Origin of the sequence: Eubacterium sp. AB3007 (genome assembly GCF_000688015.1) — a bacterium.
Taxonomy (GTDB): Bacteria; Bacillota; Clostridia; order Peptostreptococcales; family Anaerovoracaceae; genus Aminicella.
Window position 1 is genome coordinate 343564 of record NZ_JIAD01000001.1, and the last position, 14319, is coordinate 357882.

Annotated in this window: 10 protein-coding genes; all 10 read left to right on the forward strand. The window is 54.1% G+C overall.

Features of this window, described 5'->3' with window-relative positions; all coding sequences use genetic code 11:
- The first annotated feature begins 28 nt into the window (after window positions 1-28).
- The 10 genes from ilvB (at window position 29) to P156_RS12625 (ending at window position 14244) form a co-directional block, all read left to right on the forward strand.
- A complete protein-coding gene (gene ilvB / locus P156_RS0101730) occupies window positions 29-1687 on the forward strand; it encodes a biosynthetic-type acetolactate synthase large subunit (RefSeq protein WP_027868672.1) in 1659 nt (552 codons plus the stop codon).
- 9 nt (window positions 1688-1696) lie between these two features.
- Window positions 1697-2206: an acetolactate synthase small subunit gene (gene ilvN / locus P156_RS11140; RefSeq protein ID WP_034802053.1), complete on the forward strand. Its 510-nt coding sequence runs from the start codon at window positions 1697-1699 to the stop codon at window positions 2204-2206.
- Window positions 2207-2256: 50 nt separating this feature from the next.
- The gene (gene ilvC / locus P156_RS0101740; protein ID WP_027868673.1) at window positions 2257-3249 is read left to right on the forward strand and encodes a ketol-acid reductoisomerase; all 993 of its coding nucleotides are present in this window, start codon (window positions 2257-2259) and stop codon (window positions 3247-3249) included.
- A gap of 494 nt (window positions 3250-3743) precedes the next feature.
- Window positions 3744-3893 carry a hypothetical protein gene (locus tag P156_RS13280; protein WP_185752118.1) on the forward strand — a complete coding sequence of 50 codons (150 nt, stop codon included), beginning with the start codon at window positions 3744-3746 and terminating at the stop codon, window positions 3891-3893.
- A gap of 1 nt (window position 3894) precedes the next feature.
- Complete coding sequence (gene ilvD, locus P156_RS0101745) at window positions 3895-5559, forward strand: dihydroxy-acid dehydratase (protein ID WP_027868674.1); 1665 nt, start codon at window positions 3895-3897, stop codon at window positions 5557-5559.
- A gap of 142 nt (window positions 5560-5701) precedes the next feature.
- Window positions 5702-8389, forward strand: coding sequence for an LTA synthase family protein (locus P156_RS0101750; protein ID WP_034802055.1), 2688 nt, complete (start codon window positions 5702-5704; stop codon window positions 8387-8389).
- Between the two features lie 623 nt (window positions 8390-9012).
- Entirely contained in the window at window positions 9013-11751 is a 2739-nt protein-coding gene (locus tag P156_RS0101755; RefSeq protein ID WP_027868676.1) for a valine--tRNA ligase, read from the forward strand.
- Window positions 11752-13044 (forward strand): folylpolyglutamate synthase/dihydrofolate synthase family protein, encoded by a 1293-nt coding sequence (locus P156_RS0101760; protein ID WP_027868677.1) that lies wholly within the window; start codon window positions 11752-11754, stop codon window positions 13042-13044. It abuts the gene before it with no gap.
- Window positions 13031-13789: a threonine/serine exporter family protein gene (locus P156_RS12620; RefSeq protein ID WP_051600505.1), complete on the forward strand. Its 759-nt coding sequence runs from the start codon at window positions 13031-13033 to the stop codon at window positions 13787-13789. Before P156_RS0101760 ends, P156_RS12620 begins: the two co-directional genes overlap by 14 nt.
- Complete coding sequence (locus P156_RS12625) at window positions 13786-14244, forward strand: threonine/serine exporter family protein (RefSeq protein ID WP_051600508.1); 459 nt, start codon at window positions 13786-13788, stop codon at window positions 14242-14244. Before P156_RS12620 ends, P156_RS12625 begins: the two co-directional genes overlap by 4 nt.
- Window positions 14245-14319: the final 75 nt, after the last annotated feature.

The window sequence follows — 14319 nt, forward strand, 5'->3', positions numbered from 1 at the left end:
TAATTAGATGAGAGGAAGATAGATAACTATGAGATTGACAGGGTCACAGATCGTTCTGGAAGTCCTGCTGGATCACGGGGTGGATACGGTATTTGGATACCCCGGAGGCGCTGCGCTGAACATCTACGATGAACTATATAAGTACAGTGACAAGATCAAGCATGTGATGACTGCCCACGAGCAGGGGGCCTCCCATGCGGCAGACGGCTATGCCAGAGCGACAGGAAAGACAGGCGTGGTGTTCTCCACCAGTGGACCGGGTGCGACCAACCTGGTCACCGGAATCGCGACCGCTTATATGGACAGCGTACCTATGGTCGCGATTACCTCCAATGTTACCAACGATCTGATCGGAAGAGATGCATTCCAGGAGATCTACATCGCCGGCATCACCATTCCAATCACCAAGATGAACTATTTCGTCAATGACATTGATAATCTGGAGGATGCTCTTCGCAACGCTTTCCGTATCGCCAACAGTGGACGGAAAGGGCCGGTGCTGGTGGATATCACCAAGGATGTGACCGCTGCCAAAACAGAGTTTACCAACAAGGCACCGTTGCCTCTGGATCCTAAACCGGAAGTCAGTGAGAAGCAACTGAAGGAGATCGTCAAGCTGATCAACAACGCAGAGAAGCCGGTGGCCTATATCGGTGGTGGCTGCGTGGCTTCGGATGCAGAGAAGGAAGTCAAAGAGCTTCTTCACAAGGCCGATATTCCTTCCGTTCATACGCTGATGGCGGATGGTGTTGTCAGCTGTGAGGATGCACTGGATCTGGGGCTGGTAGGAATGCACGGAACAGTGGCTGCCAACCGAGCCATCGATCAGGCGGATCTGATCCTGGCACTGGGAGCCAGGTTCAGCGATCGGGTCGCTCTCAACACCAAGAAGTGGGGACGGCGAGCGAGGATCGTACAGGTGGATATCGACGCCAGTGAGATCGACAAGAATGTGGAGACCTACACCTGCTGTGTTGCTGATGTGAAGGATTTCCTGACCCAGGCGCTTCCGGACGTGGCCAAGACGACTCATCCGGAATGGCATGACCGGGTCACTGCCTGGAAACAGAAGGTACTTCCACGGACCATGGATCACGGGACGGATCCGATGGAGATCCTGCATACCATTTCGGATATGTGTGATGAGGACACCATTTATGTGACGGATGTGGGGCAGCACCAGATGTGGTCAGCCCAGTATCTGCATATGAGGAAACCAAAGAAATTCCTGACCAGTGGAGGTCTGGGGACCATGGGTTATGGATACGGGGCTGCGATCGGCGCCAAGATCGGACAGCCGGATTGCAGAGTCGTGCATCTGACAGGAGACGGATCCTTCCACATGAACCTGAACGAGGCCTGCACGGCGGTCAGCCAGAACCTGCCGATCATCACTGTGATCTTCAACAATACAGTGCTCGGTATGGTGTATCAGTGGCAGACCATCTTCTATGATCGGAGGTACTCCAGTACCATGCCGGCAAGGAAGACAGACTACGTGAAACTGGCAGAGGGCTTTGGTGCCAAGGGATACCATACGGAGAGCCTGGAGGAGTTCCGGGCAGCCATGGAAGAGGCCATGAAGGTCGATGGACCGGTGTGGATCGAGGTCATGATCGAACCGGAGGAGAGGGTGCTCCCTATGATTCCGGGCGGCAAGACTGTGGAAGAGATCATTTTGGATTAGGAGGACGCGATGGCAACAGAATATAAGAAGAGAATCGTCAGCGTTCTCGTGGAAAACGCACCGAACGTCATGACCAGAGTCAGCAGTGTGTTGGGGCGGCGTGGTTTCAACATTGACACCATCACTGTATCGACGACCAACAATCCGGACATCACCCGGATCACCATTGTCTTCAACGTGGAGGAACAGTATATTCCACAGATCATGAAGCAGTTGGAAAAGGTGGAAGTGGTCAAGAAGGTCACACTTCTTACAAGAGAGACCAACCTTTACAGAGAACTCCTTCTGGTCAACCTGCGGGTGGGGCCGGAGGAGAGAGACCGGGTCCTCAACATTGTCCGTGTCTACAAGGGGCATGTGGTGGATCTGACTACCACCAACATGGTCATCGAGATGACAGGTTATCCGGAGAAGATCGACGGGTTCCTTGAGATCATTCAGGGATATACCATCGCTGACTATACCAGATCCGGTGTCACTGCGGTTGAGAGCAGTGAGCAGAACACCAAGCTGCAGTAACTATTTTTGATAACTATTTTAAATTAAATACAAAAAAGGAGAAAACAGAAATGATCACCAAGTATTATGATGCGGATTGTAACTTCAGTGTACTGGATGGAAAGACCATCTCGATCATTGGATTCGGAAGCCAGGGCCATGCCCATGCCATGAACCTGACCGAGAGTGGCGCACACGTCGTAGTCGGCCTGAGACCGGGCTCCTCCCACGAGAAGAAAGCCAAGGATTTCGGTCTGGAGGTCATGGATATAGAGGATGCAGCTGAAGCAGGTGACGTAGTCATGATGCTGACACCGGACGAGCTGACCGCTGCTATCTACAACGAGAAGGTCGCACCGCACCTGCATGAGGGGAATGCGCTGGCGTTCGCCCACGGTTTCAATATTCACTTCCAGCAGATCGTTCCACCGGCAGATGTGGACGTCATCATGATCGCTCCTAAGGGCCCGGGCCATATCGTAAGAGAACAGTACACCATGGGTTCCGGCGTTCCTTCTCTGATCGCTGTTCAGCAGGATCCCAGTGGCAAGGCAAAGGATATCGCCCTGGCTTATGCTTCCGGCATCGGTGCAGGAAGATCCGGCATCATCGAGACCACCTTCAAGGAAGAGACAGAGACCGATCTGTTTGGTGAGCAGGCAGTACTGTGTGGCGGTGTCTGTGAGTTGATGAAGGCTGGCTGGGAGACTCTGGTGGAGGCAGGCTATGCTCCAGAGATGGCATATTTTGAGTGCATCCACGAAATGAAGATGATCATTGACCTGATCTATGCCAAGGGGTTCGATATGATGAGATACTCCATTTCTAACACGGCCGAGTACGGCGACTATGTCACCGGCCCCAAGATCATCACCGAGGAATCCAGAAAGAACATGAAGAAAGTTCTGTCCGACATCCAGGACGGCACCTTTGCTTCTCAGTTCATTCAGGAGTTCAACGCTGGTGGCAAGGCCAACTTCCTGGCCATGAGAAGAGTCCAGGCTGAGCATCCGGTGAACGAGGTGGGCAGAGAACTCCGCAAGATGATGAGCTGGCTCCAGTAGCATGACCTAACCCGATCGCTGCGAGCACAGCGATGCAGGGATCGTAGGTAGGTCAGCCGCGAGGGACGCCCGAGAACGCAAGCAGAGCGAAGCGTGATCGGATGCGGCCTACCGCGCGATGAGTTTGCGGAGCAAATGGATGGTAGGTCAGCCGCGAGGGACGCCCGAGAACGCAAGCAGAGCGAAGCGTGATCGGACGCGGCCTACCGCGCGATGACCTAACCCGAGCACAGCGATGCAATATATGTAGAATGATTGCGGGCGGACGTTGTCCGCCCGCAGCGTGTAGACAAATCTCCTGCTTACGAGGGAGTCAAGTAATTCGTAAGGTGATATGTGGAATGATTATTCCGACGTTTTCAACGTTTTTGGAGTACAAAGCTGATATGTAGAATTATTGTCTCTGTTTCTTCAACATTTTCAGGGTTCTATGGGTAATCTGTGGAATTCCTCGGCTGAATTACTCCACATCTTCAGGGATCCAAAGGCAGTATGTGGAATTATCATCGTGTGGAAGTTGTGAGAGTCGTAAGTTCAGTATCTATCTACCGACTTCCCCAGGCGGACAGCCGCCGGTTGAGTATGACTTTGTCTACAGTCTGAGGGCGGACGCTGTCCGCCCGTGCTTTGTAGAAGGAGAATAGCATGAGAAGAAGTGATAACGTAACAAAGGGCGTGGAACGTGCTCCTATGCGGAGTCTGTTCTACGCCATGGGATACACCAAGGAAGAACTGGACCGTCCACTGATCGGCGTCGTGTCCGCTCATAGCGAGATCGTTCCGGGACACATCCATCTGGACAAGATCACCGAAGCCGTCAAGGCCGGTGTACGTATGGCCGGCGGCACCCCCATCATGGTACCGGCCATCGGTGTCTGCGATGGTATTGCCATGGGACACATAGGCATGAAATATTCTCTGCCGAGCAGAGAACTGATCGCTGACAGTGTGGAGACCATGGCCAACGCCCACCAGTTCGACGGGCTGGTGCTGGTCCCTAACTGTGACAAGATCGTGCCAGGTATGGTAATGGGAGCATGCCGCCTGGATATCCCGGCAGTCGTATGCTCCGGTGGGCCCATGCTCAGCGGCGTGGTAGCAGGTACAGAGACGTCTTTGTCCAAGATGTTCGAAGCCGTTGGAGCAAGGAAGGCAGATATTATCGATGACGAAGGTCTGCTGGAGTTTGAACAGAACGTCTGTCCGGGATGTGGATCGTGCTCCGGCATGTATACCGCCAACAGCATGAACTGTCTGTGCGAAGCCATCGGTATCGCGCTGCCTGGCAACGGCACCATTCCGGCTGTCCACAGCGGCAGGATCATGCTGGCTAAGCACGCTGGCATGGCGATCATGAATCTGGTAGAGAAGGGTATCACCGCCCGCCAGATCATCAACGAGAAGTCCATCCGCAACGCTCTGGCCTGTGACATGGCACTGGGTTGCTCCTCCAACTCTGTGCTGCACCTTCTGGCCATTGCCAATGAGGCCGGTGTGGAGTTGAACATGGAGATCTTCAACGAAATGAGTGGAAAGACCCCGAATCTGTGCCATCTGGCACCGGCCGGCGGCACCCACATGCATGACCTGAACGCTGCAGGCGGCGTTCAGGCGGTGATCGCAGAACTGAACAAGAAGGGTCTGATCGATACTTCCCTGATCACGGCCAGCGGGCTGACCGTAGGGGAGAACATTGCCGAGGCATATGTCAAGACCGATGCCATACGTTCCGTGGACAATCCCTACAGTGAGACCGGCGGTCTCGCCATCATGTGGGGGAACATTGCCCAGGAGGGCAGCGTGGTCAAGCGTAGCGCGGTGGCACCGGAGATGCTGACCCATACAGGACCTGCCCGTGTGTATGACGGCGAGGAGGAAGCCATTGCGGACATCTACGCCGGTAAGATCAAGGACGGCGATGTGGTGGTCATCCGCTACGAAGGCCCCAAGGGAGGTCCCGGCATGCGGGAGATGCTGAATCCTACCAGCGCCCTGGCAGGCATGAAACTGGACAAGACCGTGGCGCTGATCACCGACGGACGTTTCAGCGGAGCAAGCCGCGGGGCTTCCATCGGGCACGTCTGCCCAGAGGCAGCCAGCGGCGGCAATATCGGTCTGCTGCAGGAGGGAGACATCATCGAGATCGATATCCCCGCCGGTAAGCTGAATGCCCAGGTTTCTGATGAGGAGTTCGCCAGACGCCGGGCCGCTTATGTTGCACCGGAGCCGAAGGTCCGCCATGGCTGGCTGTACAGATACAGCAAGCTGGTTGGCCCGTCCTGCAAGGGCGCGGTGATGTCTGAGGAGTAGTGACAGGACAAAGCAATATGCGTCAGAACAGAGAACTGTCTCACCTGAGACAGTTCTCTGCAGTATTGGGATTTGCTTTTTTTGCATTTTTTGATATAATGTTTCTTTGGATATACGCATTATGCAGTTGCGAGGTGAAAGTTTGAAAATAGACAACATATACGAGAGCAAGAGAAGTTTTATATGGAAGATCATCCTGTGTCTGGTGCTGATCGGGGTACTGGGGTTTATCATGTCTCAGAAATCAAACTTCCTGAAGAATGACCAGTATCTGAATGACGAGAAGCTGGCCTACATCCATCAGGGGGATGTGAACGACGAGCACAGGCACCCGACAGGGAAGGTGAAGTCCGATCAGGATCTGTATCGCTACCAGTTCCGGACGGAGAACAAGCTGTCCATGCAGGGGACCAAAACCCTGAAACAACGCTTTGTGGCTCAGGACAAGCGACTTTCCGAAGTGCGGCTGGTCTTCAACAACCCGCTGAGTTACAAGAGCACCGGCGAGGTAAGCGTCATCATTCAGGACGAAAATGGGAAGAAGGTAGTGGATGCCAAACTGCCCACTAACATGGTGGCGCACAACGCGGTGACCCGGTTCTCCTTCAGCGGAGACACCATCGACCTGAACGCCAAGGGAACACTGAACTGGCTGAACAATGACAAGAACAAGCAGGGTACCAGGGTCACTGTGGGTAACGTCTATTACGTCGTGCTGCAGACCAAGGGACTGAACGAGACCGCACCATTTGACGTCTACCTCTGTAACGAGAAGGTAGACGATGAGAACGTCCTGACACTGGATGGGAAGAAACTGGCGGGGCAGCACCTGTTCGCGGCTAACGTTTACAGGCATTTTACCTACACCGTGTTCACATTCTTCATCCTGGCGGTGATCTTCACCTGTGTGCTGATCCTGATCCCGCTGAACAAGGTGGAGGATCGTCTGAACAGACGTCGTGAGCCGAAGGGCAAGAAGCCGTTGAATCTGAACGTGCTCCTCTCCAGGATCATGTTCTTCCTGAGTCCGTTTGCGTCCTTCTACATCATCTGCAAAATCTCCGGAAGGCCGGTTCTCAGCGTGTTCCGACTGCTGTTCCGATTTGATGGGCTGCTGAACATGATGATCATCGGATGCATCTGGTTCGTGGTCTATGCGATCTGTAACAGGACCAAGTACACGTCTGTGATCCTGACGCTGATCACCTTCTTGTTCGGTCTGGCCAACTATATGCTCCTGGTGTTCCGCAACTCGCCGCTGATCCCCACGGATATTACCGCGTGGGAGACCGGCCTGCAGGTGGTGGGCAGCTACAGCCTCACCTTCAACAAAGCCATGCTCTGGGGGATCCTGCTCTCGGCGATATGGATCTGCCTGGCCCTTTCCCTGAAGAGTTACAAGGGTCTTCCCTGGAAGAAGCGAATCGCTGTGATCCTGCTGGCGTGCGCGTGGGTGTATGCGGTGGATTATGTGATCTTTGAGAGCGACATCATCGAGAAGCATGACATCCGTCTCACCAACTTCAAACCCAAGAAGAAATACAAGAAATACGGATACTATCTGTCCTTCATGATCATGGCCCGCAACTCCGTGGTCCAGAAGCCGGATGGGTATTCGCCGGAGGCGGCGAAGGAGATTGCCGACAGGTACCAGTCCGATCCTGCGACCAAGGTGACTGCGGTCACAAAGCAAACGCCCAACATTATCGTGGTCATGAACGAGGCGTATTCGGATCTCTCTGTCCACAAGGGACTGGAGACGAACATTCCGTACATGCCGTATTTCAACAGTATCAAGAAGAACACGGTGCGGGGGACACTGCACATGTCCGTGCTGGGCGGCTCCACCGCCAACTCGGAATTTGAGTTCCTGACGGGGCACACCATGCAGTTCCTGCCCTTCCACTCACTGCCGTATATCGGCATCATGAAAGAGAACGAGCCGATCCCGTCCATGACCTGGGATTTGCGGTCCGAAGGCTACTCCGGATTGACAGCTTTCCATCCGGGCATGCGGAACTCCTACCACCGGAACCTGGTCTACCCGGATCTGGGTTTTGAGAAGCACATCGCTGTGGAGGATCTGGGCGATCATGACACTATTCGGGCTTATGCCACAGACGCCTTTGACTTCGAAGTTTTGGAGAAGGATTACGAGGAGACCCGGAAGAAGAGCAAGCTGCCTTACTACATGTTCAACGTGACCATCCAGAATCACGGTGGCTACAAACTGTCTGAGGGCGTGATCCAGCCGAAGAAGGTACAGATCACCAGCAATAGCGCCCGGGAAGAGCAGGCAGAGCAGTATCTGAACCTGATCAAGATCACCGACGAGGCCATGCCGCAACTGTTCGACTACTTCAGCAAGGTGAAAGAACCGACCATTATCATCTGGTTCGGCGATCACCAGCCACGGCTTGGAAACAGCTTCTACAACAGTCTCTACGGCAAGAGCGAAGAGAAGATGAACATCGAGGAGATCGAGAAGAAGTATCAGGTACCGTTCCTCATCTGGCACAACTACGACTACAAGGCAGAGGAGGGACTGGACATGAGCGCCAACTACCTGAAGGCGTACCTGAAGCAGCAGACCGGTCTGCCCATGACAGGGTATGATAAGTACCTGATGGATCTGCGGAAGGATGTCCCGGTGATCTCCGATATCTGCTACAAAGACAGCACCGGCAAGATGTATAAGCCGGACGAAGAGACAGCCGTCAGTCCGAAGATCGAGGAGTACAAGAAGCTTCAGTACAACGGTTTGATCGATGGAAAGAACAGACTGAGCGAGTTCTTCTACCTGAAGGGCGCGAAGGACCCGGCGGAATAAGAAAAAGGGGACAGACACACAAGGCGTGTGCGTCTGCCCCCCCCTTTTTTTACCTATTGGGATTCAGAGTCTTTTTTTGGTTCTGTGGTTTCTGCCCTTTCTTCTGTAACGTCTAAAAAACAAGGCTGCTGCTCTGGGTGTATCAATACACTTTCAGGCAACAGCCTCGTAAGTTTTTGAAGGCTGGAGCAAGCTCCAGTATACTTCGAAAAACGGAGAGGGCAATGAATAAAATTACATAAATAATAATACATTGTCCTGTATGTTTTGTCAATACTATTCTTGAAAAAATTGGGCTCCATGGGATCACAATTTCCCTCTTGCATACATTGGAATATGTGTTACAATAGTAGGGTAATTGCATAGAACGTTGAGGAAGAGGAGTACGCAGAGAACCCTGTACAGAGAGTGGCATCCGTGGCTGAGAGGTGCCGAAGGCAGTGACTGCGGAAGGTCGCTTCGGAGTTCAGTTGGTTGAATGAGAGCCGGATCGCACTGCTTTGTGCACCGGAAGCAAGGTGGTACCGCGGAGATATTTCGTCCTTTGCACATTGGGTGCAGAGGACTTTTTTTGAGGAAAGACTGTGCGCCATCGAGAATACACTTATAAGAAAGGATAGAGAATGAGTAAGAACTTAGCCAAGACTTACGATCCCAAGGATTTTGAGGATCGCATCTACAAGATGTGGGAAGAGAACGGGGCGTTTCGTGCCGAAATAGACAAGGACAAGAAGCCCTTCACCATCGTCATGCCGCCACCGAACATCACGGGACAGCTGCACATGGGGCATGCGTTGGACCAGACGCTCCAGGACGTGCTCATCCGTTGGAAGAGGATGCAGGGCTACAGCGCTCTGTGGCTGCCGGGTTCTGACCATGCCAGCATCGCCACAGAGGTGAAGGTGGTGGACAAGATCCGTGAGGAAGAGGGTCTGGAAAAGGAAGATCTTGGAAGAGAAGAATTCCTGAAGCGCGCCTGGGCCTGGAAGGAAGAGTACGGCGGACGGATCACCAGACAGTGCCGTAAGCTGGGCGACTCCTGCGATTGGGAGAGAGAACGTTTCACCATGGACGAGGGCTGCAGCAAGGCCGTCCGGACTTTCTTTGTGAAGCTCTACAAGAAGGGGCTGATCTATCGCGGAAACCGTCTCATCAACTGGTGTCCCTCCTGTGGAACATCCTTGTCTGACGCAGAGGTGGAGCACGAGGACAAGGATGGTCTCTATTGGTACTTCCGCTATCCTGCTGCAGAAGAAGGTGGCAAGGATATGGTGGTCGCTACCTCCCGTCCGGAGACCATGTTTGGAGATGTGGCCATCGCCGTGAACCCGGAAGACGATAAGTATACCGATATGATCGGACAGAAGGTGATTCTGCCACTGGTGGGCAAGGAGATCCCCATCATCGCCGACCCCTATCCGGATCCGGAGAAGGGAACCGGTGCCGTGAAGATCACTCCGGCCCATGACCCCAACGACTTTGAGGTCGGGCAGCGGCATGATCTGGAGGTCATCTCCTGCATCAACGAGGATGCAACCATGAACGAGTATGCCGGCAAGTATGCAGGCATGGACAGATACGAGTGCCGTAAGCAGTGGGTCGCGGACCTGGAGGAAGCCGGCTATCTGGTGAAGACCGAGAACATGGTCATTCCAGTGGGCGAGTGCTATCGCTGCCACACCGTCATTGAGCCCATGCTCTCTGATCAGTGGTTCGTTTCCATGGCAGAGTTGGCCAAGCCGGCCATCGAGGCGGCGGAATCCGGCAAGCTGAAGCACGTACCGGAGAGATTCCAGAAGACCTATCTGCGCTGGCTATACGAGATCCGCGACTGGTGCATCTCCCGTCAGCTGTGGTGGGGACACCGGATCCCTGCCTGGTACTGCCAGGACTGCGGTGAGGTGATCGTGGACATGGAAGACCCCACCGTCTGCCCCAAGTGCGGAAGCAAGCACCTGAAGCAGGACGAGGACGTGTTGGATACCTGGTTCTCCTCCGCACTCTGGCCTTTCTCTACGCTGGGATGGCCGGAGAAGACACCGGAACTGGAGTATTTCTATCCTACCAACGTACTGGTGACCGGATACGATATCATCTTCTTCTGGATCGTTCGCATGGTCTTCGCAGCCTGTGAGGCGGTGGAAGAGCCACCGTTCGAGTACGTCTTTGTGCACGGACTGGTGAGAGACGCGCAGGGCCGCAAGATGAGTAAATCTCTTGGCAACGGTATCGATCCGCTGGAGGAGATCGACAAATTCGGCGCAGATGCGCTGCGGTTCATGCTGGTGACCGGCATCACCCCGGGCAATGACATGCGTTACCTGGAGGAGAGGATCCTGGCTGCCCGTAACTTCGCCAACAAGCTCTGGAACGCATCCAGATTCGTCATCATGAATCTTCAGGATGAGGAGGGAAACTTCCTTCCGTTGGCCAAGTGCTGTGATGATTGCTGTGGCAGAGCCTGCTGCGACACCAACGATTTCAGCCGTATCGCCCTGCGGGACGAGGATAAGTGGATGATCAGCCGTGTTAACGACGCAGCGAAGTACGTCACCGAGGAGATGGACAAGTTCGATCTGGGGCTGGCGGGACAGCGTGTCTACGACCTGATCTGGAACGAGTACTGCGACTGGTACATCGAGATCGTGAAGAAGCGCCTGTGGTCAGAGGACGAGGAAGACAAGAAGGTCGCCCGTTTCGTCCTGGTCATGGTGCTGAAGAATATGCTGGAACTGCTGCATCCTTTCATGCCGTTCATTACAGAGGAGATCTGGAGTTATCTGCCTCACGAGACAGATGAGAATGTCCCGGCAAATGGATATCTGATCCGGGCGCCGTGGCCTGTTTATAGTGAGTCCAGGAACTTTCCGGCAGAGGAGGCGATCCTGAACAAAGCCATGGAGGCCGTCACGGCTGTCCGTAACATCCGGGCCGAGGCCGAGGCAGCGCCTTCCCGCAAGCTGACGGCAGTGATCGTTTCTGAGGGAGAGACCATGGAGCAGCTGAAGGCCGGTGAACGTTACATCAAGGATCTGGCCAATATCACTGAGATCACATTCACCGGACAGAAAACCGATGCACCGGAAGATTCCATGTCCAAGGTCATCGCCGGTGCGCAGATCTTTGTGCCACTGGAGGAACTGGTGGATATGGAAGCAGAACTCGCACGTCTCGCCAAGGAGAAGGATCGTCTCACCAAGGAAGTTCAGCGCGTAGAGAAGAAACTGGCCAACCAGGGATTTGTGTCCAAGGCACCCCAGAAGGTAGTGGACGAGGAGAAAGCCAAGATGGCCAAGTATTCTGAGATGTTAGAGAAGGTCGTTCAGCAGCTTACACAGATCGAAGGAAAGGTGAATAAGTAAATGAAGGCATTGGAGAGAGTGCACTCGTATCTTACGTTTGGTGTGGTTCTCGGCCTGGACAGAATGGAAGTGCTCCTCGGGAAACTCGGACATCCCGAGGAGTGTCTTGATGTTATACATGTGGCCGGAACCAACGGGAAGGGCTCCATATGCAGATACGTCTACGAGGCGCTGCGGGAGGGAGGCTACCATGTTGGCCTGTTCACTTCCCCTTATCTGGAAGTATTCAACGAGAGGATCGAGTATGACGGCGCCTACATCGCCGACGATGATCTGGAGGAGATCGCAAATCTGGTCTGTGACAAAGCCGATGAGATGAAGGCCGAAGGCTATGAGTCGCCAACGGAATTCGAGGTAGTCACCGCTATGGCACTTCTGTATTTCGCGCGCAAGGGTTGCGATTACGTGGTGCTGGAGGTGGGCCTGGGCGGCAGAGGAGATTCCACCAATGTGGTGAAGCATCCGCTCTGCTGCATCATCGCTTCCATTTCCCTGGATCACATGGACAGATTGGGGGAGACCATCCCTGAGATCGCTTTTGAGAAGGCGGGGATCATCAAGCGGGGATGCCCGGTGGTGGTAAATACAGAGAGGCCGGAGGCGCTTGCTGTGTTCCGCAAGCGGGCCCACGAGCTGGATGCACCGCTGTTTGATGCTACGTTGGTGCAGCCACGGGTCAAGCGGCAGGATGCGTTCGGCAGCCTGTTCGATGTGGAGATTCTGGAACATAATTACAAAGGGGTCGAACTGACCATGGCCGGTGCGCACCAGGTGAGCAATGCGGTGGCAGCCCTCTATGGACTGACGCTTCTGATTGAGCAGGGCAAGCTGGAGCTCACCACCAGAGAGATCAAGACCGGGTTCAGGCGCGCCAGGCAGATCGGACGGTTCGAGATCCTCGGACGTGATCCCTATGTGATCATTGACGGGGCGCACAACGAGGACGGCGCACGTCGGTTGGCTGAGACCATCCGCCAGGACTTTGCTGGCCGGGATATCCTCATGGTCACCGGCATTCTGGCGGACAAAGCCGTGGAGGATGTACTGGATCACTTCCTCACCATTACAGATAATTTTATTGTCACAGAACCTGTGAATGATCGGAAGCTGGAGGCCGAAAGGCTTTGTGCAAGGATCAGAGAGCGAGGAGCTCAGGCCCGGGCCTGCAGCGATCCGTTTACGGCGGTGAAGACCGCGCTGGAAGAGAAGGAGCAGCACGACCTGATCCTGTTCTCGGGGTCTCTCTATCTGATCGGTGCCATTCGGGGAGCTATTATCGATGAATTACGATAAGATCTTGCAAACTATACTGGATATCGGCGAAGAGATGGTGGTGGCCGGCGCGGAGATCCACCGGGTGGAGGACAGCGTGGAACGTATGTGTGCCGCCTACGGGTTTGACCGGGTGAACGTGTTCATCATCGTATCCAACCTGCAGGTCACGGTGGAAACGCCGGACGGTAGGATCCTGACCCATATCCGCAGGATCGTTCGTAACGACGTCAATTTCGATCGGATGGACTACCTGAACGATCTGTCTCGCTACGTCTGTGCTAACACGCCGGAGGTGCCGGTGATGCAGGAGAAGTTACAGGAGGTCATGGAGCGGAAGCAGCAGCCCCTGTGGCTGACGTTTGTTGGAAACATCTTTGCGGCATCAGGGTTTACCGTGTTCTTTGGCGGCACACCGCTGGACGCGGGTGCTGCGGCGTTTATGGCGCTTCTGATCGTCTGCCTGCAGATGGCGCTGCAGGACAGGGAGACCAACTCTTTCGTCTACAATATTTCCGTATCCTTTGTGGCAGGGGTGGCAGCGATCCTCATGGTCGATATCGGCATGGGGGAGCACGCAGACATCATCATGATGGGCGGGATCATGCTCCTGATCCCCGGGATCGCCATGACCAACGCCATCCGGGATATGCTCATCGGCGATACGGCTACAGGTCTTCTGCGACTTTTCAACGCGCTGATGACAGCGGCGGCCATTGCCTGCGGATTCGCATTATCTATCGTGCTCCTGGGAGGTACGCTATGAATGAGATACAGGTACTGATACAACTCACAGCTGCCTTCTTCGGATCCGTAGGGTTTGCCATCATCTTGAGGATCCGAGGCAAGCAAATTGCATACTCCGGTGTCGGGGGACTGATGACCTGGGGAATCTACCTGATCGCGTTCCAGGTGGCAGACAGTTACTTCATGGGCAATTTTGTGGCGTCGATCTTCATCGCCTTCTATGCCGAGGTGTGTGCCCGCAGGAACAAAGCCCCCGCTACGATCTTTCTGATAGCATCGGCAGTCCCTTTGATTCCGGGACGGAATCTCTACAACATGATGTTTGGTCTGGTCAGTCAGAATTCTGCGATGGCATGGGAGAACGGAGTGACGGCTCTGGTGATCGCGCTTGCGATCGCGCTGGGTTTCGTAGTTGTCACCGTGTTAAATAAATATGTGAGCCGGATGAAACGTTTTGCGAAAGACGTGCTCTAAATTGATGCATTATTGTATAGAGATTGTATTAAGCCCTTGTCGGACAGGGGCTTTTTTGGTATAATTTATTCTAAC

What these genes read in the sequence shown, in the direction of transcription:
- P156_RS0101760 (WP_027868677.1), top strand. Translation starts at nt 11,752, where the DNA reads ATGAAGGCATTGGAGAGAGTGCACTCGTATCTTACGTTTGGTGTGGTT.
- ilvC (WP_027868673.1), top strand. Translation starts at nt 2,257, where the DNA reads ATGATCACCAAGTATTATGATGCGGATTGTAACTTCAGTGTACTGGAT.
- P156_RS0101755 (WP_027868676.1), top strand. Translation starts at nt 9,013, where the DNA reads ATGAGTAAGAACTTAGCCAAGACTTACGATCCCAAGGATTTTGAGGAT.
- P156_RS12620 (WP_051600505.1), top strand. Translation starts at nt 13,031, where the DNA reads ATGAATTACGATAAGATCTTGCAAACTATACTGGATATCGGCGAAGAG.
- P156_RS12625 (WP_051600508.1), top strand. Translation starts at nt 13,786, where the DNA reads ATGAATGAGATACAGGTACTGATACAACTCACAGCTGCCTTCTTCGGA.
- ilvN (WP_034802053.1), top strand. Translation starts at nt 1,697, where the DNA reads ATGGCAACAGAATATAAGAAGAGAATCGTCAGCGTTCTCGTGGAAAAC.
- ilvD (WP_027868674.1), top strand. Translation starts at nt 3,895, where the DNA reads ATGAGAAGAAGTGATAACGTAACAAAGGGCGTGGAACGTGCTCCTATG.
- ilvB (WP_027868672.1), top strand. Translation starts at nt 29, where the DNA reads ATGAGATTGACAGGGTCACAGATCGTTCTGGAAGTCCTGCTGGATCAC.